This is a genomic window from Amycolatopsis sp. NPDC049252 (assembly GCF_043197175.1).
Taxonomy (GTDB): Bacteria; Actinomycetota; Actinomycetes; order Mycobacteriales; family Pseudonocardiaceae; genus Amycolatopsis.
In genome coordinates, this window is record NZ_JBICSQ010000039.1 from 30,041 (window position 1) to 47,844 (window position 17,804).

16 protein-coding genes and 1 tRNA gene are annotated in these 17,804 nt (G+C 69.5%); 7 read left to right on the top strand and 10 right to left on the bottom strand.

What is annotated here, in order from left to right; translation table 11 throughout:
* Positions 1 to 83 precede the first annotated feature (83 nt).
* A complete protein-coding gene (locus ACGFMK_RS30830; protein WP_392770507.1) occupies positions 84 to 1,919 on the top strand; it encodes a histidine kinase in 1,836 nt (611 codons plus the stop codon).
* The gene (locus ACGFMK_RS30835; protein WP_392770510.1) at positions 1,859 to 2,515 is read left to right on the top strand and encodes a response regulator; all 657 of its coding nucleotides are present in this window, start codon (positions 1,859 to 1,861) and stop codon (positions 2,513 to 2,515) included. Before ACGFMK_RS30830 ends, ACGFMK_RS30835 begins: the two co-directional genes overlap by 61 nt.
* 17 nt (positions 2,516 to 2,532) lie before the next feature.
* Here ACGFMK_RS30835 and ACGFMK_RS30840 read toward each other — a convergent pair whose 3' ends face one another.
* Both ACGFMK_RS30840 and ACGFMK_RS30845 read right to left on the bottom strand, forming a co-directional pair.
* A complete protein-coding gene (locus tag ACGFMK_RS30840) occupies positions 2,533 to 3,000 on the bottom strand; it encodes a hypothetical protein (protein WP_392770513.1) in 468 nt (155 codons plus the stop codon).
* A gap of 67 nt (positions 3,001 to 3,067) precedes the next feature.
* A complete protein-coding gene (locus tag ACGFMK_RS30845) occupies positions 3,068 to 4,387 on the bottom strand; it encodes an FAD-dependent oxidoreductase (RefSeq protein ID WP_392770516.1) in 1,320 nt (439 codons plus the stop codon).
* A gap of 112 nt (positions 4,388 to 4,499) precedes the next feature.
* On the opposite strand from ACGFMK_RS30845, the gene ACGFMK_RS30850 reads away from it, so the two are divergent.
* From ACGFMK_RS30850 to ACGFMK_RS30865, 4 genes are all read left to right on the top strand, one after another.
* Positions 4,500 to 5,144: an aminodeoxychorismate/anthranilate synthase component II gene (locus ACGFMK_RS30850; protein ID WP_392770519.1), complete on the top strand. Its 645-nt coding sequence runs from the start codon at positions 4,500 to 4,502 to the stop codon at positions 5,142 to 5,144.
* The gene (locus tag ACGFMK_RS30855; protein ID WP_392770522.1) at positions 5,141 to 5,932 is read left to right on the top strand and encodes an ABC transporter ATP-binding protein; all 792 of its coding nucleotides are present in this window, start codon (positions 5,141 to 5,143) and stop codon (positions 5,930 to 5,932) included. Before ACGFMK_RS30850 ends, ACGFMK_RS30855 begins: the two co-directional genes overlap by 4 nt.
* Entirely contained in the window at positions 5,920 to 6,561 is a 642-nt protein-coding gene (locus ACGFMK_RS30860; RefSeq protein WP_392770524.1) for a hypothetical protein, read from the top strand. Before ACGFMK_RS30855 ends, ACGFMK_RS30860 begins: the two co-directional genes overlap by 13 nt.
* A gap of 100 nt (positions 6,562 to 6,661) precedes the next feature.
* Positions 6,662 to 6,976 carry a hypothetical protein gene (locus tag ACGFMK_RS30865; RefSeq protein ID WP_392770527.1) on the top strand — a complete coding sequence of 105 codons (315 nt, stop codon included), beginning with the start codon at positions 6,662 to 6,664 and terminating at the stop codon, positions 6,974 to 6,976.
* A gap of 53 nt (positions 6,977 to 7,029) precedes the next feature.
* Here the strand turns inward: ACGFMK_RS30865 and pknB are convergent, their stop codons facing one another.
* The 7 genes from pknB to ACGFMK_RS30900 all read right to left on the bottom strand — a co-directional run bounded on the left by pknB (position 7,030) and on the right by ACGFMK_RS30900 (position 16,485).
* Complete coding sequence (gene pknB / locus ACGFMK_RS30870) at positions 7,030 to 8,997, bottom strand: Stk1 family PASTA domain-containing Ser/Thr kinase (RefSeq protein WP_392770530.1); 1,968 nt, start codon at positions 8,995 to 8,997, stop codon at positions 7,030 to 7,032.
* A complete protein-coding gene (locus ACGFMK_RS30875) occupies positions 8,994 to 10,337 on the bottom strand; it encodes a serine/threonine-protein kinase (RefSeq protein WP_392770533.1) in 1,344 nt (447 codons plus the stop codon). Before ACGFMK_RS30875 ends, pknB begins: the two co-directional genes overlap by 4 nt.
* Positions 10,338 to 10,340: 3 nt before the next feature.
* Positions 10,341 to 11,810 carry a peptidoglycan D,D-transpeptidase FtsI family protein gene (locus tag ACGFMK_RS30880; protein WP_392770536.1) on the bottom strand — a complete coding sequence of 490 codons (1,470 nt, stop codon included), beginning with the start codon at positions 11,808 to 11,810 and terminating at the stop codon, positions 10,341 to 10,343.
* Positions 11,807 to 13,294: an FtsW/RodA/SpoVE family cell cycle protein gene (locus tag ACGFMK_RS30885; RefSeq protein ID WP_392770539.1), complete on the bottom strand. Its 1,488-nt coding sequence runs from the start codon at positions 13,292 to 13,294 to the stop codon at positions 11,807 to 11,809. Before ACGFMK_RS30885 ends, ACGFMK_RS30880 begins: the two co-directional genes overlap by 4 nt.
* The gene (locus ACGFMK_RS30890; RefSeq protein WP_392770542.1) at positions 13,294 to 14,691 is read right to left on the bottom strand and encodes a PP2C family protein-serine/threonine phosphatase; all 1,398 of its coding nucleotides are present in this window, start codon (positions 14,689 to 14,691) and stop codon (positions 13,294 to 13,296) included. Before ACGFMK_RS30890 ends, ACGFMK_RS30885 begins: the two co-directional genes overlap by 1 nt.
* Entirely contained in the window at positions 14,688 to 15,149 is a 462-nt protein-coding gene (locus ACGFMK_RS30895; protein ID WP_247059705.1) for an FHA domain-containing protein, read from the bottom strand. The genes ACGFMK_RS30890 and ACGFMK_RS30895 overlap by 4 nt, the downstream gene beginning before the upstream one ends.
* Positions 15,150 to 15,249: 100 nt before the next feature.
* A complete protein-coding gene (locus ACGFMK_RS30900) occupies positions 15,250 to 16,485 on the bottom strand; it encodes a DUF3662 and FHA domain-containing protein (protein WP_392770545.1) in 1,236 nt (411 codons plus the stop codon).
* Between the two features lie 130 nt (positions 16,486 to 16,615).
* Here ACGFMK_RS30900 and ACGFMK_RS30905 point away from each other — a divergent pair.
* Positions 16,616 to 16,698 (top strand) — tRNA-Leu (locus ACGFMK_RS30905).
* Between the two features lie 198 nt (positions 16,699 to 16,896).
* Here ACGFMK_RS30905 and ACGFMK_RS30910 read toward each other — a convergent pair.
* A complete protein-coding gene (locus ACGFMK_RS30910; RefSeq protein ID WP_392770548.1) occupies positions 16,897 to 17,637 on the bottom strand; it encodes a S1 family peptidase in 741 nt (246 codons plus the stop codon).
* Between the last annotated feature and the right edge of the window lie 167 nt (positions 17,638 to 17,804).

A 17,804-nucleotide genomic window follows, 5' to 3' on the forward strand; every position in this document is an offset into this window, starting at 1 on the left:
GCTGGGCCCACCCTCGCCGGGGGCCTTCGGGCAGTGCGCGGACGCGGGCCGATCGGCGAGGATCACGGGGGAAGGAGGTGCCGATGGCCTACCTGCGTGCGGTCGGCCGGGCGTTCGCGCTCGCCGCGTTCGGTTTGCTGAGCTGGCTCGACGTGCTGCTCGAGCTGCTCACGTTCGGGCTGCTGTGCCTCGGCCTGGTCTTCTTCCTCGGCCCCGCGATCGAATGGGCCCGGCACCGCTCGGCGACGGCGCGGGTGCTGGCCGGGCGCTGGTGCGGCGTCGAAATCGAGCCGCCGTACCTGCCCGAGCCGCCGGAACCCGAACGGGAGCGCGACGGCTGGTACCGCGACGGCAACACGCTCTACAAGCGCGCGTTCTGGATCCGCTGGAGCCGTCGCCTCACGTGGGTGATGGAGGACCCGGCGGCGCAGCGCGAGTTCGGCTGGCAGCTGGTGAACCCGCCGGTCACGCTGCTGCTTCCGGTCTTCGCGCTGCTCGGCGGGCCACTGGCGCTGCGCGGTTACGGCCACTGGACGCGGTGGTGGCTCGGCCGCCGGCCCGGCAGGGTGACGAAGATCGGCGCTCTGCGGTGGATGCACCAGCGGCTGGAGTCGCTCGGGCACCAGCTGGGGACCTTCGCGCTTTCGGTGGTGCTCACGGCGTTCGCGGTGTGGCCGGTGGCCCTGCTGCTCGTGGCCCCGCCGATGGCGGCGCCGGTGGTGCGGTGGAGCCGGACCATCGCGAACACCCTGCGCCGCGAGGTCGGCACCTGGACGGGCGTGCGGATCCCGACCCCGTACCTGCCGCCGCCACCCTTGCCGACACCGCGGCCCGACGGGCTCTTCCAGGTGGGCAAGCAGCTGTACGAAGAGCCGTGGTGGCCGGTGCAGCTTTCGCGGACGCGGTGGGTGATGCGCGACCGGGCTACGTGGCGCGACGTGCTGGCGGCCGTCGTGCTGCCACCGGTGACGGCGCTGCTGGCGCTGCCGACGGCCGTGCTGGTGTTCGGCGGTTTCCTCGGCCTGATCGACCTGTGGATCTGGCGGCCGATCATGGCGACGTGGAACGTCACCTGGCCGTGGTTCTTCGGCGTACCGCCGGACACCGCGCACGCGCTCTTGCTGACCCCGATCGCGCTCGCCGCATTCGTCCTCGGGCTCGTCCCGACGACGTTCCTGGCGAAGCAGGCGGCCCGCTTCGCGCGGTTGCTGCTGGGCCCGACCGAGGCGTCCCGGCTCGCCCAGCGGGTCGACCGGCTGAAGCAGACGCGCACGGACGTCACGATCGCGCAGGCCGCGGAGCTGCGGCGGATCGAGCGCGACCTGCACGACGGGATCCAGTCGCGGCTGGTCGCGATGGGGATGAAGCTCGGCGCCGTCGAAGCGTTGGTGGACCACGATCCGGCGGCCGCGAAGAAGCTCGCGGCCGAGCTGCGCTCGGCGTCGGCCGAGGCCCTGACCGAACTGCGGGTGCTGATCCGCGGCATCCACCCGCCGGTGCTGTCCGAACGCGGGCTGCTGGACGCGGTGCGCGCGATCGCGCTGGACAGCCCGCTGAAGGCGGAGGTCACCGGCTCGCTGCCCGGGCGCGTCGAAGAACCGGTGGAGGCGTGTGTGTACTTCGCGGTGTCGGAGTTGCTGGGCAACGCGGCAAAACACGGCTCGCGCCGCGCGACCATCACCGTCTCCTTCGAGGACGACCTGCTGACGCTGGTGGTGCTCGACGACGGCCCCGGCGGCGCGAACCCGGCGCGCGGCTCGGGCCTGCGCGGGATCGAGCGCCGGCTCGGCGGTTTCGACGGTAGGTTGACGCTGACCAGCCCGACCGGCGGGCCGACGAGCGCGACGGTGGAGGTCCCGTGTCAGATCGACCCCGGGCCGTCATCGCCGAAGACCAGTACCTCCTCCGAGACGGCCTGACGCACCTGCTGACCGCCCACGGCTTCGACATCGTCGCCGCGGTGGGCACCGGCCCGGAGCTGGAGTCGGCGTTGCGTGCCCACCGGCCGGACGTGTCCATTGTGGACGTCCGGATGCCGCCGACGAACACGGACGAAGGCATCCAGGTGGCCCTGGCGGTCCGCCGCGAAATACCCGCGTTGCCGATCTTGGTGCTGTCCCAGCACGTCGAGCAGCTGTACGCCCGCGAGCTGCTGGCCGACGGCACCGGAGCGATCGGCTACCTGCTGAAGGACCGCGTGTTCAACGCGGACCAGTTCATCGACGCGGTCCGCCGGGTAGCCGCCGGCGGCACGGTGATGGACCCCGAGGTGATCGCCAAACTGGTGGCGGGCAACGCATCCGACCCGCTGGCCGCTCTGACGGCGCGCGAGCGTGAGGTCCTGGGCTTGATGGCAGAGGGCTGTTCGAACGCGGCGATCGCGTCCCGGCTGCACTTCAGCGAAGGAGCGGTCGGCAAGCACACGGCGAACATCTTCGCCAAGCTGGCCATCACGGCCTCGGACGACACGAACCGCCGAGTGCTGGCGGTGCTCGCCTACCTCGGCGCGAGCTGATGTATGCGATGTGGCGACTAAGCCTTCATCGTATTGTCGCGCCGAAGTCTGATGAGCCGTGCCCTTTCCTCGAGCCACGCGATCCTTGCTTGACCGCTGACATCGGCGGGTCCGAAGAGCAACGCGAATACCGGTTCGGCAAGGTGGATCGGACGACGGCCGAGTTCCATGCCAGACGGGATAGAACCTGCCGGGACCCAGGTCTTCGAGTTCTGTGGCGTGGCCGGTTCGGTACTTGAGCTCGATCCGCTGACCTGCAAACGGTAATTCCGAGTCTGCGGGGTCGCTGCTACGGCCCGCCACGGTTTTCCGGACGACTCGCACTCAGCGATGGCAGAGCGCATCGCCCAGCCAAGCAGATGCTGCGCATCGGCGATGATCCCGGCACGCCGTTGGGGGTCTTGCTTGGTCTTGGCGAAGTCCAGCATCGCCTGCACATTGGTCAGGCTTGCGTCGGTCAGATGTTTGGCTGAGTTGGTCATCATCACTACAAGCTGGTCCGTGGCGGCCAGCCCGGGCTCCCGGGAATGGCCGCCACGGCGTTGGGGGAGCTCAGGCGCGGGAGACCCGGGTCATCTCCTCGCGGTCCACCACCTTGATGCGCTCGCGGCCGTCCGCCTCGCCCAGTGACTTCTCGTGGGCGTCCAGCTTTCCCCAGCCTTCCCACGTTGTGAACGGGATTCCGCGCGTCGCCAGGAGGTCGAGGATCGCGTCCGGGGAGTCGTACTTCGGGGCCGTCAGGGTGTCCGCGTCGGTCAGCAGGCTGGCGATCGTCTCCGCCGCGTCGCCCTTCGTGTGGCCGATCAGGCCGATCGGGCCGCGCTTGATCCAGCCCGTCACGTAGACGCCCGGGAGCTGGTTCTCGTCCAGGTCCAGCACGCGGCCCGCCTGGTTCGGGACCACGCCGTTCACGTGGTCGAACGGGAGTTCCGGCAGGTGCGACGACAGGTAACCCACCGCGCGGTACACCGCCTGGACGTCCCAGTCGTGGAACTCGCCCGTGCCGCGGACGTTGCCGTCGCCCGTCAGCTCGGTGCGTTCCGTGCGGAGGCCGACGACACGACCGTCGGCGCCCAGGACCTCCGAAGGCGAGTGGAAGAAGTGCAGGTGCAGCCGGCGCGGGCGCGTTCCCGGGTCGCGGATCGCCCACTCCTGCAACGTCTTCACGACCATGTCGATCTGCTTCGACGCCCGCAGCGCGGCGACGCTGCCCTCGTCGAACTCGATGTCCTCCGGGTACACGAGGACCTCGACGTTCGGCGAGTGGTCCAGCTCGCGCAGCTCCAGCGGCGTGAACTTCGCCTGGGCCGGGCCGCGGCGGCCGAACACGTGGACGTCGGTCACCGGGCTCGCCTTGAGGCCCTGGTAGACGTTGTCCGGGATGTCCGTGGTCAGCAGCTCGTCGGCCGTCTTCGCGAGGATGCGCGCGACGTCCAGGGCCACGTTGCCGACGCCCAGCACGGCGACCGAAGACGCCTCGAGCGGCCAGGTGCGCGGGACGTCCGGGTGGCCGTCGTACCAGGAGACGAAGTCGGCGGCGCCGTAGCTGCCGTCGAGGTCGACACCCGGGATGTCGAGGGCGCGGTCGGCGGACGCGCCCGTCGAGAAGATCACCGCGTCGTAGAACTCGCGCAGCTCGTCCAGCTTGATGTCGGTGCCGTAGTCGATGTTGCCCAGCAGCCGGATGTTCGGCTTGTCCAGCACCTTGTGCAGCGCGGTCACGATGCCCTTGATGCGCGGGTGGTCGGGCGCGACGCCGTAGCGGATCAGGCCGAACGGCGCAGGCATCCGTTCGAACAGGTCGATCGTCACCTCGGCGTCGGACTTGTCCAGGATGTCGGCGGCGTAGATGCCGGCGGGACCAGCGCCCACGACGGCTACGCGAAGGGATCGGCTCACACCCTCCACCGTAAGTTAGGTTGCCCTAACCTAAAATGTGATTTGCGGTACGGTCCAGCCAGTGGGAGCCGGTAAGCTCGCGGCCATGCGCGTCTTGGTCGTCGACAACTACGACAGCTTCGTTTACAACCTGGTCCAGTACCTGGCCCAGCTCGGCGCCGACTGCACCGTCTGGCGCAACGACGTCGTGGACCTCGACCGCGTCCCGGAATTCGACGCCGTGCTCGTCTCGCCCGGTCCCGGAACCCCCGAACGCGCTGGTCAGAGCATGGACGTCATCCGCAAGTGCGCCGAGACGTCGACCCCGATGCTCGGCGTCTGCCTCGGCCACCAGGCACTCGGTGTCGTTTACGGCGCCACCGTCGACCGCGCGCCCGAGCTGTTGCACGGCAAAACGAGCCAGGTGCGCCACTCCGGCGTCGGCGTCCTGAAGGGCCTGCCGGAAGAGTTCACGGCCACCCGGTACCACTCCTTGACCGTGCTGCCGGAGACGATCCCGGACGACGTCTTCGAGGTCACCGGCCGCACCGAATCCGGCATCGTGATGGGCATGCGCCACCGCGAGCTGCCGCTGGAAGGCGTCCAGTTCCACCCGGAGTCCGTGCTCACCGAGGGCGGTCACCGGATGCTGGCCAACTGGATGGCCGCGGCCGGCCACCCCGTCGACGCCGAGCGCGTCGCCGAGCTGGAGCGAGCGACGAAGGCGCTGCAGAAGGCCGCCGTTGCGTGATCCGGCTCGAGGGGGTCGGTAAGCGGTACGGGCGCGGGGACTTCGTCCTCCACGACGTCGACCTCACCGTCGAGCCCGCGCGGGTCGTGGGCATCCTCGGCACCAACGGCTCCGGCAAGTCGACGCTGCTGCGGATCATGGCCGGTGTCTCGCACGCCACCACCGGCACCGTCACCGGAAGCCCGCGGATCGGGTACCTGCCGGACCGCTTCCCGGCCGGCCAGCGCATGGGCGCGCGGGCCTACCTGCGGCACATGGGACGCATCCGCGGGCTCACCGACCTCTCGGCGATCGACCCGCTGCTCGAGCGGCTCGCCCTGGTCGGCGGCCCGACGTCACCGCTGCGGACGCTGTCCAAGGGCAACGCGCAGAAGGTCGGGCTCGCGCAGGCCGTGCTGGTGCGGCCGGACCTGCTGGTCCTCGACGAGCCGTGGTCGGGGCTCGACGTCGCCACGCACGCGATCCTCGGCGAGCTCGTCGAGGAGACCCGGGCGCGCGGCGCGAGCGTCGTGTTCACCGACCACCGGCCGCAGGTGGTGCACGACCACGCCGACGTCGTGCACCTGATGGCCGCCGGCCGGCTGACCGCGGAAGACACCGAGCCGACCACGCGGATCGTGCTGCGCGGGCACGGCACCGACTGGACGGACGAGCCCGGCGTGCGGCACGCCGTCGCCGAGGGCGCCCTGGTCGTGCTCACCGTCGAGGCCGGTTCGGCCGACGCCGTGCTGCTGCGCGCGCTGAAGGACGGCTGGTCGGTCCGGGAGGTCGCGCCGTGCTCGCGTTGACGCGGTATTACGTGGCACTGCTGGGACATTCGCAGCGGTACCTGCCCGCGCTGCTGGCCTACCTCGCGCTCTGCGTGATCCTCTACGCCGACCCGCACTCGCCGCCGCTGCCGTTGTTCGGGGTGAGCGCCGGCGGACTGCTGGTCGTGTCGTGCTGGCTGACCATCGCGCTGCTCGACATCGAAGACCCGGTGCAGCGCCTGGTCACCTTGAGCCACGCGCGGCAGTGGCGGCGGCTGATCACCGGCGCCGTCCTCACCGTGCTGGGGTGCTCGCTGATCCTGACGGTGATCACCGAGGCGTGGTCGGCGCTCAAGTCGTTCAAGGTCCAGCCGGCCGCGCTGGGTGTCGGGCTGCTGGCCCACATCGCGTGCGCGCTGCTGGGCATCGCGATCGCCCTGCCGTGCTCACGGCTGCTGGTGCACCGGATCGGCTGGACGGTGCTGGCCGCCGTGATCACCCTGGTCGTCGTGCTGCTGGCGAAGATTCCGCTGGTCCACCCCCTGCTGCACGCCTTAACCGACGAGGAACCGGTCGGCGGCCCGCTGGTGCTGGCGGTGGTGACGTCGGTGGTGGTGCTGGCCGCGAGTTTCCTGGTCGTCTCGCGGCTCGTGCAGCGCCGTTCCTGAGTGCAATTTGCAATCTTCAATTCCCGGACGAGGCTTCCCGGGGGTCGTCGAACACGACTAAGGTTCGGGTTCTCTCCGGTTCTGGGTGAAGGGAGACCGGGTGACGGCTGGGATCGTAGCGATCACCGTGCCAAACTCCGATGGCGAGCTTCGAGACCTCGCCGCCTGGTTGCGAGGTGAAGACGAGCTTCGCGGCCGGGTCCAGCTCTTCGACGCCGTTGTCGTCGGCGTGACCAGCACCTCCGCCGTCGTCTTCTGCCGGTCCTTGTTCGCCTGGCTGCGTCGCTGCCAGGCCCGCGTGTCCCTGAGGATCAAGCGCTCGGGCGCGGCCGAAGAACTCGAAATCGACTGCGGCGCCGGCAGTGACGCCGAGCAGGTTCTCGGCGCCGTCCAAGGATTTCTCGACAAAGCCTGAAACGAAAGAAGGCCCGCACGGTTCACACCGTGCGGGCCTTCTTCAAGTGGCTGTCAGGGCCCGGTGGTGGGCGTCGGGAACCCGGTCGGGAAGCCGTTGCCCTCCGACACGGCCACCGTCACGGCCTGATCCTTGTCGATCTGGCTGCCGGCCTGGACGCTCTGCTTGGTGATCGTGCCTTCCGGCTTGTTGCTGGTCCGGTCGGACTGCTGCTTGAGGTTCTGGGTCCAGCCCATGCTCTGCAGCTTCGACTGGGCCTCGTCGACCGTCATCCCGACCAGGTTCGGCATCTCGATCTTGGTGTCGGTCTGCTCCGGACCGGTCGACACCGTCAGCGTGACCAGGCTGCCGACGGCCAGCTGGCCACCGTTCGGGTTCTGGGTGATGACGCTGTCCTTCGGGACCGTGTCCGAAGCCTGGTCGACCTTCTTGGTCTTGAAGCCGAGGCCTCTCAGAGCCGCGTCGGCCTGCGAGTACGGCTTGCCCGTGAAGTCCTGAACCTGCTTCAGTTCCTTGGACTTCGCGATCGTGATCTTGACGCTCGTGCCCTCGTCGACCTCGGACGCCGCGGTCGGGGTCTGGTTCTGCACCAGGCCGGCCTGGTTCGGGTCGTCGACCTCGGTCTCCGTGACGTCCGGGTTCAGCGTGAGCTTCGCGTCGGTGAGCGCCTGCTGCGCCTGGTCACGCGTCTTGCCCTTGAGGTCCGGCACGCTGGCCTTGCCCGGCGCGACACCCACGTACAACGTGATCTTCGCGTCGGTGCTGACCGGCGTCCCGACGGCCGGGTCGATCTTGACGACCTTGTTGATGTCGTCCTGACCGCACTGCGGGCTGCCGTCGGTCGGCTGGACGTTGCAGGTGACGTTCTTGGTCGTGAACGACTGGAACCCCTTGCCCCGCAGCTGCTCCTGGGCCTGGGGGACCGTCTGGTGCAGCACGTCCGGGATCTCCACCGCGGTCGGGCTGCTCTTGAACGAGCCCGACAGCCACATGATCAGCAGCACCGCGCCCAGCACGAACACCGCCGCCAGCACCGCCAGGAGCGTCCGGCGGCGGCGCTTGGCCTTCGGGTCTTCGTCGTCCGGCTCGGCGTACTCCTCGTAGCGCTGCGGCTGACGGCGATCGGCGTTCATCACCTGCGTGCGCTCGTCTTCGGACATCACCATCGGCGCGGCCGGGCGCTGGCCCGAAAGCGTGCGCACCAGGTCCGAGCGCATCTCGGCGGCCGACTGGTAGCGGTTCGCCGGGCCCTTCGCCAGCGCCTTCAGCACGACGGCGTCGAGCTCGGGCGCGACCGCCGGGTTGACCGACGACGGCGGGTTCGGGTCCTCCCGAACGTGCTGGTAGGCCACCGCGACCGGGGAGTCACCGGTGAACGGCGGCTCGCCGGTGATCAGTTCGTACAGCACGCAGCCGGCGGCGTAGACGTCGGAACGGGCGTCGACCGACTCACCGCGGGCCTGCTCCGGCGACAGGTACTGCGCCGTGCCGATCACCGCGGCGGTCTGGGTCATGGCGGACTGGCCGTCGTGCATCGCGCGCGCGATGCCGAAGTCCATCACCTTGACCGCGCCGTTCTTCGTGATCATCACGTTGGCCGGCTTGACGTCGCGGTGCACGATGCCGTGGCGGTGGGAGAAGTCGAGCGCCGCGCAGACGTCGGCCATGACCTCCATTGCGCGCTTCTGCGACATGGGGCCTTCGGTCTTGACGATGTCGCGCAGCGTCCGGCCTTCGACGTACTCCATGACGATGTACGGCAGCGGCCCGAACTCGGTGTTCGTCTCGCCCGTGTCGTAGACCGCCACGATCGCCGGGTGGTTCAGCGCGGCGGCGTTCTGCGCCTCACGACGGAAGCGCTCCTGGAACTGCGGATCCCTGGCGAGGTCGGCACGGAGGATCTTGATCGCCACTTCCCGGCCGAGTCGCACGTCGTGCCCGTGATGGACCTCGGACATGCCTCCGTAGCCGAGCGTCTCGCCCAGCTCGTACCGGTTGGAGAGCAGTCTGGGTGTGCTCATCTCTGGATGCCGTTCCATTCCGTCCAAGGTGTGGTCATGATGCCTTGCTGGCCATCGTCGGTCGTGCCGGGAGTATCCGCCGGGTAAGCGCTCGAAGCGGGCGGTTCCTCCGCGGGCGGCTGTCTGCCCGGGACCACCTGGCTCGTCGTCTGGCCGTTGTGCTGCGGCGAGCCGGAACTGCCGATCATCTTGGCGATCAGCACGATGCCCGCCACCAGGACGACGAGCAGGATCGCCGCCAGCAGCGCCCACCAGCCCCACTGCGGCTTCTTGCGGGTGACCGGCACCATGACCGGCCCCATCGCGGGCCGTGACGGCGGCCCGATGACGGGCATCGGGTTCATCGCGGGCGACGGCGGCCCGATCGGCATGTGCGGCGGCTGCTGCTGCGGAATCTGCTGCGACACCGGCTGTTGCTGAACGGGTTGCTGCTGAACGGGTTGCTGCTGGATCGGCTGCTGCCCGGTCGAGTAGGACGCGTTGACCAGCCCGGACGGCGCCGGCAGCGGCAGCCCGGCGCGCACCGCGGCGACGGCGGCCGCGAACTCGCCGCCGCTGTTGTAGCGCTGCCGCGGGTCCTTCACCAGGGTCGCCTCGATCACCGCGCGCGCGGCGGGCGGGACGTCCGGCGGCAACGGCGGCGCCATGTCGCGGATGTGCATCATGGCGACGGTCACGGCGTTCTCGGACAGGAACGGCCGGTGCCCGGCGAGGCACTCGTAGCCGCACACCGCGAGCGAGTAGACGTCGGACGCCGGCTCGGCCGGGTGCCCGAGCGCCTGCTCCGGCGCGATGTAGTGCGCCGTGCCCATGACCATGCCGGACCGGGTGACCGGGGCCGCGTCGGCCGCCTTCGCGACGCCGAAGTCGGTGATCTTCACCTGGCCCGCGGGGGTCACCAGGATGTTGCCCGGCTTGACGTCGCGGTGGACCAGGCCCCGCTCGTGGGCGGCCTGCAGCGCGTTGCCCGCCTGCTCCAGCATGTCGAGCGTGAACTCCGCCGACAGCCGGCCGTGCTTGGCGAGCAACCCGGCCAGCGGGTCGCCGTCGACGAGCTCCATCACCAGGTACGCGATCGACAGGTCGCCGTCGAAGATGGTCTCGCCGTAGTCGTGCACCGCGGCGATGCCGGGGTGGTTCAGGGACGCCGTCATCCGCGCTTCCGTGCGGAAGCGGTGGAGGAACTCGGCGTCGCCGGACAGCTCGGACTTGAGGATCTTGACGGCGACGGTCCGGTCGAGCCGGGTGTCGCTGGCCTGCCAGACCTCACCCATCCCGCCGACGGCGATCCGGCTCGTCAGCTTGTAGCGCTCGGCCAGCAGGTGACCGGAGGACAGCATGCGCTATCCACCCCCGAGTTTCGCGTTGATCGCCGCGCGGCCGATTTCGGCGGCGACCGAGCCGCCGGTGGCCGCGAGCCCGCGGTTACCACCGTCTTCGACGATCACGGCGACCGCGATCTTCGGGTCGTTCGCCGGGGCGAACGCGGTGTACCAGGCGTGCGGGGCGGTGTTCTTGGAGTCCGTGCCGTGCTCGGCGGTGCCGGTCTTCGACGCGATCTGGATGTCCGGGCGCTTGCCGCCGCCCTTGGTGAAGCCCTCGGAAGCGATCATCATGTCCTTGAGGATCGCGGCGTTCGACGACGACAGCGCCGGTGTGCCGGTGAGCTCGGTGGGGCTGTAGTCCTCGATGGTGGACAGGTCCGGTGCCAGGACCGACTGGACCAGCTGCGGTTTCATCGCCATCCCGTTGTTGGCCACGGTCGCGGCGAGCAGGCAGTCCTGCAGCGGGGTGAGCCGCACGTCGCGCTGGCCGATGCCACTCTGGTACAGCGCGCCCTGGGAGTCCAGCGGCCCGACGGTGGACGGCGCGACCTTCATCGGCACGGTCAGGTCCGTCTGCCCGATGCCGTAGTTGCTCGCGGTCTTCTTCATCTTGTCGGCACCGAGCTGACCGGCGAACTCCGCGAACGGCACGTTGCAGGAGTGCGCGAGCGCGTCCTTGAACGTGGCGCCCGGGCAGGCTTCGCCGGCGTAGTTCTCCAGGGTGATGGTCGTGTTCGGCAGTTTCGTGTTCGGTGCCGGGTTGACCGGGGTGTCCGGGCCCTTGCCGTCCTCGAGCGCGGCCGCGGCGGTGACCAGCTTGAACGTCGAGCCCGGCGGGTAGGTCTCCGAGATCGCCCGGTTCAGCATGGGGTTCTTGTCGTTCTTGATGTTCGCGTTCCAGGCGTCGATCTGCGTCTTCGACGTGTGGGAGGCGAGCAGGTTCGGGTCGTAGGACGGCGTCGAGACCATCGCCAGGATCCGGCCGGTGCTGGGCTCCAGCGCGACGACGGCGCCGGTGTAGCCCCGCTGCGTCATCAGGTCGTAGGCGGCCTTCTGGACGGCCGGGTCGATGGTCAGCCGGACGTTGCCGCCACTCGGGTCGCGGCCGGTGACCATGTCCGACAGCCGCCGGACGAACAGCCGCGGGTCCGAGCCGTTCAGCACGTCGTCCTCGGCGCGCTCGAGACCGCCGGAGCCGTAGTTGATCGAGTAGTAGCCGGTGACCGGCGCGTACATCGGGCCGTCGACGTAGGACCGGATGTACTTGTACTTGTCGTTCGACGGGTCGACCTTCGCCAGCACCTCGCCGTTCGCCTGCGACACGATCTGGCCGCGGCGGCGCGCGAACTCGTCGTAGAGCACGCGGGCGTTGCGGGAGTCGGTGCGGTAGTCGTCGGCCTTCACCACCTGGATGTAGGTGGCGTTCGCCAGCAGCAGGACGACCATCACGAGCATCGCCATGCCGACCTTGCGGAGCGGGGTGTTCATGCCTGAGCGCCTCCGTTCGCCGACGGCGGGCGCTGCACGAGCACGGTGTGCGCCTCGGCGATCGGTGCCTGCGGCTGCTGGGGCTTCGGACGGGTGCCGGGCCTGCGGGCGGCGTCGGAGATCCGGAGCAGCAGGGCGACCAGGATGTAGTTCGCCAGCAGCGACGAACCACCCTTCGACAGGAACGGGGCGGTGATACCGGTCTCCGGGATGAGTTTCGTGACCCCGCCGACGACGACGAAGATCTGCATGACCATGGTGAACGCCAGCCCGCCGCCGAGCAGCTTGCCGAACGTGTCGCGCACGGCGAGCGCGCTCCGCATGCCGCGCATCGCCACCAGCAGGTACAGCATCAGGACCGCGGCCAGCCCGATGAAGCCGAGCTCTTCGCCGATCGACGCGGTGATGAAGTCGGTGGCGGCCTCGGGCACCATGTCCGGCCGGCCCGCGCCGAGGCCGGTGCCGCCGACACCGCCGGTGCCGAGCCCGAACAGGCCCTGGGCGAGCTGGTAGCCGCCGCCGGGGTCGTCGTAGGTGGCCAGCGGGTCCATCCAGTTGGCGACGCGCTGCTGCACGTGCCCGAAGAGGTTGTAGGCGATCACGCAGCCGACGACGAAGAAGCTCAGCCCGAGCACGACCCAGATGGCCCGCTCGGTCGCCACGTAGAGCATCACCAGGATGACGCTGAAGAACAGCAGCGACGTGCCGAGGTCCTTCTCGAAGACCAGGACGCCGATGCAGACGACGGCGGCGATCAGGATCGGGCCGAGATCGCGGGCCCGCGGCAGCTCGACCCCGAGGAACTTCTTGCCCGCCACCATGAACAGGTCGCGCTTCGACACCAGGAACGAGGCGAAGAAGATCATCAGCAGGATCTTCGCGAACTCGCCCGGCTGGATCGAGAAGAACGGCAGCTTCAGCCACACCTTGGCGCCGTTGACCTCGGACAGGCTCGACGGCAGCATCGCCGGCAGCGCCAGCGCGACGATGCCGATCAGGCCGGCGGTGTAGCCGTAGCGGGTCAGCGTGCGGTGGTCGCTGACGACCACCAGCACCACGATGAACAGCGCCAGCGAAACGACCGTGAACAGCACCTGCTTGGTGACGTCCGGCGAGAAGTCCTTGCCGTTCTGCAGCGCCTTCTCGGCCTGGGCCAGGTCGATCCGGTGGATCATGACCAGGCCGATGCCGTTGAGCAGCGCGACGCAGGGGAGCAGCACCGGGTCCGCGTACGGCGCCCACTTGCGCACCGCGAGGTGCGCCCCGGTCAGCACGCCCAGGTAGGCGAGCCCGAGCCAGAGGATCGACGCGGTGAGTTCCTGCTCCTGGTTCGCCTCCACCAGGACCAACGCGATGGTCACGATGAAGGCCGCGAACCCCAGCAGCACCAGTTCGGTGTTGCGCCGGGTCGGGACGTCACGCGGCGGGTTCGTCTGGAACTGCGCCGCGAGCGGCTCGGCGGTGTTCGCGGCAGGCTGGCCCATCAGTTACCGCCTCCCGTCGTCGGTGCCGTCGAACTCGGCGTCGAGCAGTCCCTCCCCGCAGGCTGGTTCGCCGACGACGGAGCAGTGGAACCGGCCGGTGCCGACGGAGTCGTCGTCGGCGTGACCGAAGGCGTCGGCGTCGGGGACGGCTGGGTCCCCGCCGGCGCGCAGTTGTTCAAGCGCTTGTGCAGCTGCAGGAAGTCGTCGATGTACTTCCGGGCGTCGTCGAGGCTGTCCTTCTTGACGCCGTTCTGCACCGCCAGCCGCGCGTCCTCCTGGAGCTGGTTGACGCGCAGCTTGTCCGTGCACACCTGGTTCGGCGGGCACGAGCCCTGCTCGTAGGTGTGCAGGTCGATGCCGAGGATGCTGCCGGGGACGCCGCGGTAGATCACGACCTCCTGGTCCGCACCTTCGCCGACATAGTACTGACTCAGCACGAAGTAGCGGGTGGCGATGGCGGCCGCGGCGAGCACCACGAGCACGACCAGCGCGCCGGCCAGCCAGCGGAACCGCTTCCGGCGCTTGGCCTTGGGGTCCACGGTGGGCTGCGGCAGCTCCGGACGCGGCTGCGGCGGGGGCTGGGTCAGCGCCCTGGCCCGCGCCGCGGGGGAGTCGCCCTGGTGCCGCTCGTCGCTGCCGTCCCCGGCGGCGCCGCCCACGATGGGCGCGTCCTCACCGAAGTCGACGTCGACGACGTCGGCGATGATCACCGTGACGTTGTCGGTACCGCCGCCCTTGAGGGCCAGCTCGATCATCCGGTCCGCGCACTGCTGCGGGTCCTTGATCTGCACGGCCTCCGCGAGCGTCTCGTCGCTGACCATCCCGGACAGGCCGTCCGAGCAGATCAGGTACCGGTCACCGGGGCGCGCTTCGCGCACGGTGAGACTCGGCTCGACCTCGTGCCCGGTCAGCGCCTTCAGCAGCAGCGACCGCTGGGGGTGCACCGCCGCTTCCTCGGGCGTGATCCGGCCCTGTTCGAGCAGTTCGTTGACGAAGCTGTCGTCGCGCGTGATCTGCGCGAACTGACCACCCCGCAACAGGTAGGCGCGGGAGTCGCCGACGTGCACCAGGCCCAGCCGGTTCCCGGCGAACAGGACGGCGGTGAGCGTGGTGCCCATCCCGTCGAGGTCGGGGTCCTGCGACACGAGCTCGGCGATCGCGGCGTTGCCGTTCGCCACCGCCTCGCGCAGCTGGGCGAGGAGGTCGTCACCCGGCTCGTCGTCGTCGAGCGGGGCGAGGGAGGCGATGACGACCTTGCTGGCCACTTCGCCCGCCGCATGCCCACCCATGCCGTCGGCGAGCGCGAGCAGGCGAGGGCCGGCGTACACGGAGTCCTGGTTGCTCGAACGCACCAGGCCCCGGTCGCTGCGGGCTGCATAGCGGAGGACGAGAGTCATGGGCGAAGCTCGATCACCGTCTTGCCGATCCGGATGGGGACTCCGAGCGGGACCCGGAGGGGTGCAGTGACCTTAGCCCGGTCGAGATAGGTCCCGTTCGTCGAGCCCAGATCTTCCACGTACCAGTCCTCACCGCGCTGGGCGATCCGTGCGTGCCGGGTCGACGCGTAGTCGTCGTCGAGCACCAGCGTCGAGTCGTCGGCGCGGCCGATCAGGATCGGCCTGCCGTCCAGCGCGATGCGGGTCCCGGCGAGCGCGCCGTGGGTCACCAGCAGCTGCTGCGGAGACTTCCCGCCGCGCGGCTTCTTCTCCTTCTTGCGGCCGAAGGTCGGCACCTGGACACGCATGCCGGACGCCGCGTAGAGGTCCGAGCGGACGACTCTGAGCGCGGCGAACACGAAGAGCCAGAGCAGCACGAGGAAGCCCACCCTGGTGAGTTGTACGACCAGCTCTGGCACTTGGTGTGTCCGCTCCCGACTCTTCCGTGCAGCCGCGACGCGGGTACGCCGCGGTCCCCCCGCACGTCAATTCTGCGGGAACAGTATTTCGCGCCCGGAGTCAGCCCTGTGTACGGAACACCAGGGACGAATGCCCCACCCGGATGACGTCACCGTCCGCGAGCTGCCAGGTCTGCACCGGAGTGCCGTTCACGGTCGTGCCGTTCGTCGACCCGATGTCGGCGAGCGTCGCGCTCTGCCCGTCCCAGGTGATCTCCAGGTGCCGGCGCGAGACGCCGGTGTCGGGCAGCCGGAAGTCGGCGTCCTGGCCGCGGCCCACGACGTTGCCACCCTGCTTCAGGGAGTACGTCCGGTTCGAGCCGTCGTCCAGCTGCAGGCTCGCGGCGAGCTGACGCCCGGCGGCGGGCTGGCCGTAGCCGCCCTGCTGCTGCGCGTACGGGTCGCCGGCTGGCTGGCCGTACGCCTGCTGCTGGCCGTACTGGTCGTAACCGCCCTGCTGCTGGCCGCCGTACTGGTCGTACCCGGGCGCCTGCTGCTGGCCGCCGTACTGGTCGTAACCACCCTGCTGGTAGCCGCCCTGCTCGTAGCCACCCTGCTGGGGCTGGCCGTACCCGCCCTGGTCGTAGCCACCGCCCTGGGGCTGGGCGTACCCACCTTGGTCGTAACCACCCTGCGGAGGCTGGGCGTAACCCTGGTCGTACCCGGGCTGCTGCTGGGCGTAACCCTGGTCGTAGGCCCCACCCTGCTGCGGCTGGCCGTACTGGTCGTAGCCGCCCTGCTGCTGGCCATAACCCTGGTCGTACCCGGGCTGCTGGCCACCCTGCTGTCCGTAGCCGTATTGGCCCTGCTGGCCGTACGGGTCACCCTGGTCGTATTGGCCGTAGCCGGGGGGCTGGCTCATTGCTGGGTCTCCTGCGTTGCTGGGTCGTGCCGACCGTGGTGAACCGGCGCCTGCGGGGCGGGCGTCGGGATCGACGGACGAACGGGTCTTGAACTGTCCAGTATGCAGCGCCTCGTTGCGCTCGAGTGATACGACGACGTCACCATAGGTGTCCAGGCCTTCGGCGGCGAGGTGTTCGGCCACCGCCTTCGCCAGCACCTGGGTGACGCGTTGCTCGTCACCGGCCATGCGCTCGTGGTCAGCCGTCCCCAAGGACACGATGTAGTGATTCGGGGCGAGCTGCCGACCGCCTGCCAGCTCACGAACGTTCTCCTCACTCTCCCGCTCGAGCGCGATCGCCACTTCCTGCGTGACGACGTTGCCACCGAACATGCGCGCGAAAGTGTTCCCCACCAGGTTCTCGAGTCGCCTGTCGAATCGCTCAGCGCGGCCCACCGGGGAAAACCTCCTCACACGTGTACTTCCGCTCCGATCCTATCCGGGTGAGCGAGCCTCGACACGGCCCCCGGTGAAACCCGTGCGAACGACCTGCTAGTCTTCTCCTCGCTGCCGCAAGGAAGCACTCGGGCGAGTGGCGGAATGGCAGACGCGCACGGTTCAGGTCCGTGTGTCCGAAAGGACGTGAGGGTTCAACTCCCTCCTCGCCCACGCTGTTCAGAGGCCCCGACGCTAGCGCGTCGGGGCCTCTTCCCGTTGGCCTTATTCCTCCCGGGGGGCCGAGCCCCCCGGACCCCCCACGGTGCCTCTGGTTCCGGTTCCAGCGTGGTTTCGGAGGGGGTGGGGGGTGGTGAATATCACCCGTTTGGCTCTGCGTGGTGTTCGCTTACGGCTTAGGTCGGGGTGTATTTAGGCCGTTGTCTTCTTGATCCAGTCTGCTAGGACGTCTGTCCTTGAGGTGGTTTCTATGCCTGCGTGGGGGCAGCCTGGGCCGGTTGCTTCCAGGGCTACCAAGCCCGCTTCGGTGAAGTACGGGGCTCCTGAGTCGTATGTGCAGGCGCTTGTGGTGATTGCCGGGGCTGCGCCGCGGACTCCCAGTGTTGTCGGGGCGACTGTTGCGATGGCTACCGTGCCCTGTTGCATTCGGGTTGCCGGTTTGGGGTTTGTGCTGGTCAGGCTGCCCCAGCCGGCCAGCGTCAGTTGGTCGCCTACCTTGGGGAGTGCTCGGTTGAGTTGTAGCGGCTTTACCGTGGTTACTGGGGTGTCCAGGTGGGCTAGGGCTACGTCGTTTTCTTTGGCCTGGATTACTTCTGTCACCTTGCGGGCTACGCCTGATTCGGTGGCTTCGTCCGTCAGGTCCAGGGTTGCCGTGGTGGGGTAGGGGACCTTGCCCGAGACGCGGTTGCGGTTGGCGTCGTGAAAGCAGTGGCCCGTGGTCAAGAGCCAGCCGGGGGCGACCAGCGCGCCCGTGCAGTAGCTGCTGTACGTCGAGCCGTCCGGGCGGGGGATCTTCGTCATCGCGAGCTTCGCGACGAACCCGAACTGCCCCTGGGGGACGTCCGTGCCGTGGGCGATCCCTGGCGCGGCCAAGGCGGCAGGGGCGGCGGTCGTGGTCAGGACAACAGCGGCTAGCAGGGCGCGCAGGCGCATTCTTCCCCTTCGTCGAGGTGATGATCGACGTTCGAGGTTATTGCCGCCGCCCCGCTGGGGGGAATTCCCTGGCCGGGGGGGGGCCCCGGGGGCCCCCCCGGGCGCCCCCCCGGCGGGGGGGCCCGGGGGGGGGCGGGCCCAGCCAACCCCGCCCCACCGCCCCCCGC

Excerpts from the sequence above, each read along its gene's own strand:
- ACGFMK_RS30830 (WP_392770507.1), top strand. The coding sequence starts at position 84 with ATGGCCTACCTGCGTGCGGTCGGCCGGGCGTTCGCGCTCGCCGCGTTC.
- ACGFMK_RS30840 (WP_392770513.1), bottom strand. The coding sequence starts at position 3,000 with ATGATGACCAACTCAGCCAAACATCTGACCGACGCAAGCCTGACCAAT.
- ACGFMK_RS30850 (WP_392770519.1), top strand. The coding sequence starts at position 4,500 with ATGCGCGTCTTGGTCGTCGACAACTACGACAGCTTCGTTTACAACCTG.
- pknB (WP_392770530.1), bottom strand. The coding sequence starts at position 8,997 with ATGAGCACACCCAGACTGCTCTCCAACCGGTACGAGCTGGGCGAGACG.
- ACGFMK_RS30875 (WP_392770533.1), bottom strand. The coding sequence starts at position 10,337 with ATGCTGTCCTCCGGTCACCTGCTGGCCGAGCGCTACAAGCTGACGAGC.
- ACGFMK_RS30880 (WP_392770536.1), bottom strand. The coding sequence starts at position 11,810 with ATGAACACCCCGCTCCGCAAGGTCGGCATGGCGATGCTCGTGATGGTC.
- ACGFMK_RS30885 (WP_392770539.1), bottom strand. The coding sequence starts at position 13,294 with ATGGGCCAGCCTGCCGCGAACACCGCCGAGCCGCTCGCGGCGCAGTTC.
- ACGFMK_RS30890 (WP_392770542.1), bottom strand. The coding sequence starts at position 14,691 with ATGACTCTCGTCCTCCGCTATGCAGCCCGCAGCGACCGGGGCCTGGTG.
- ACGFMK_RS30910 (WP_392770548.1), bottom strand. The coding sequence starts at position 17,637 with ATGCGCCTGCGCGCCCTGCTAGCCGCTGTTGTCCTGACCACGACCGCC.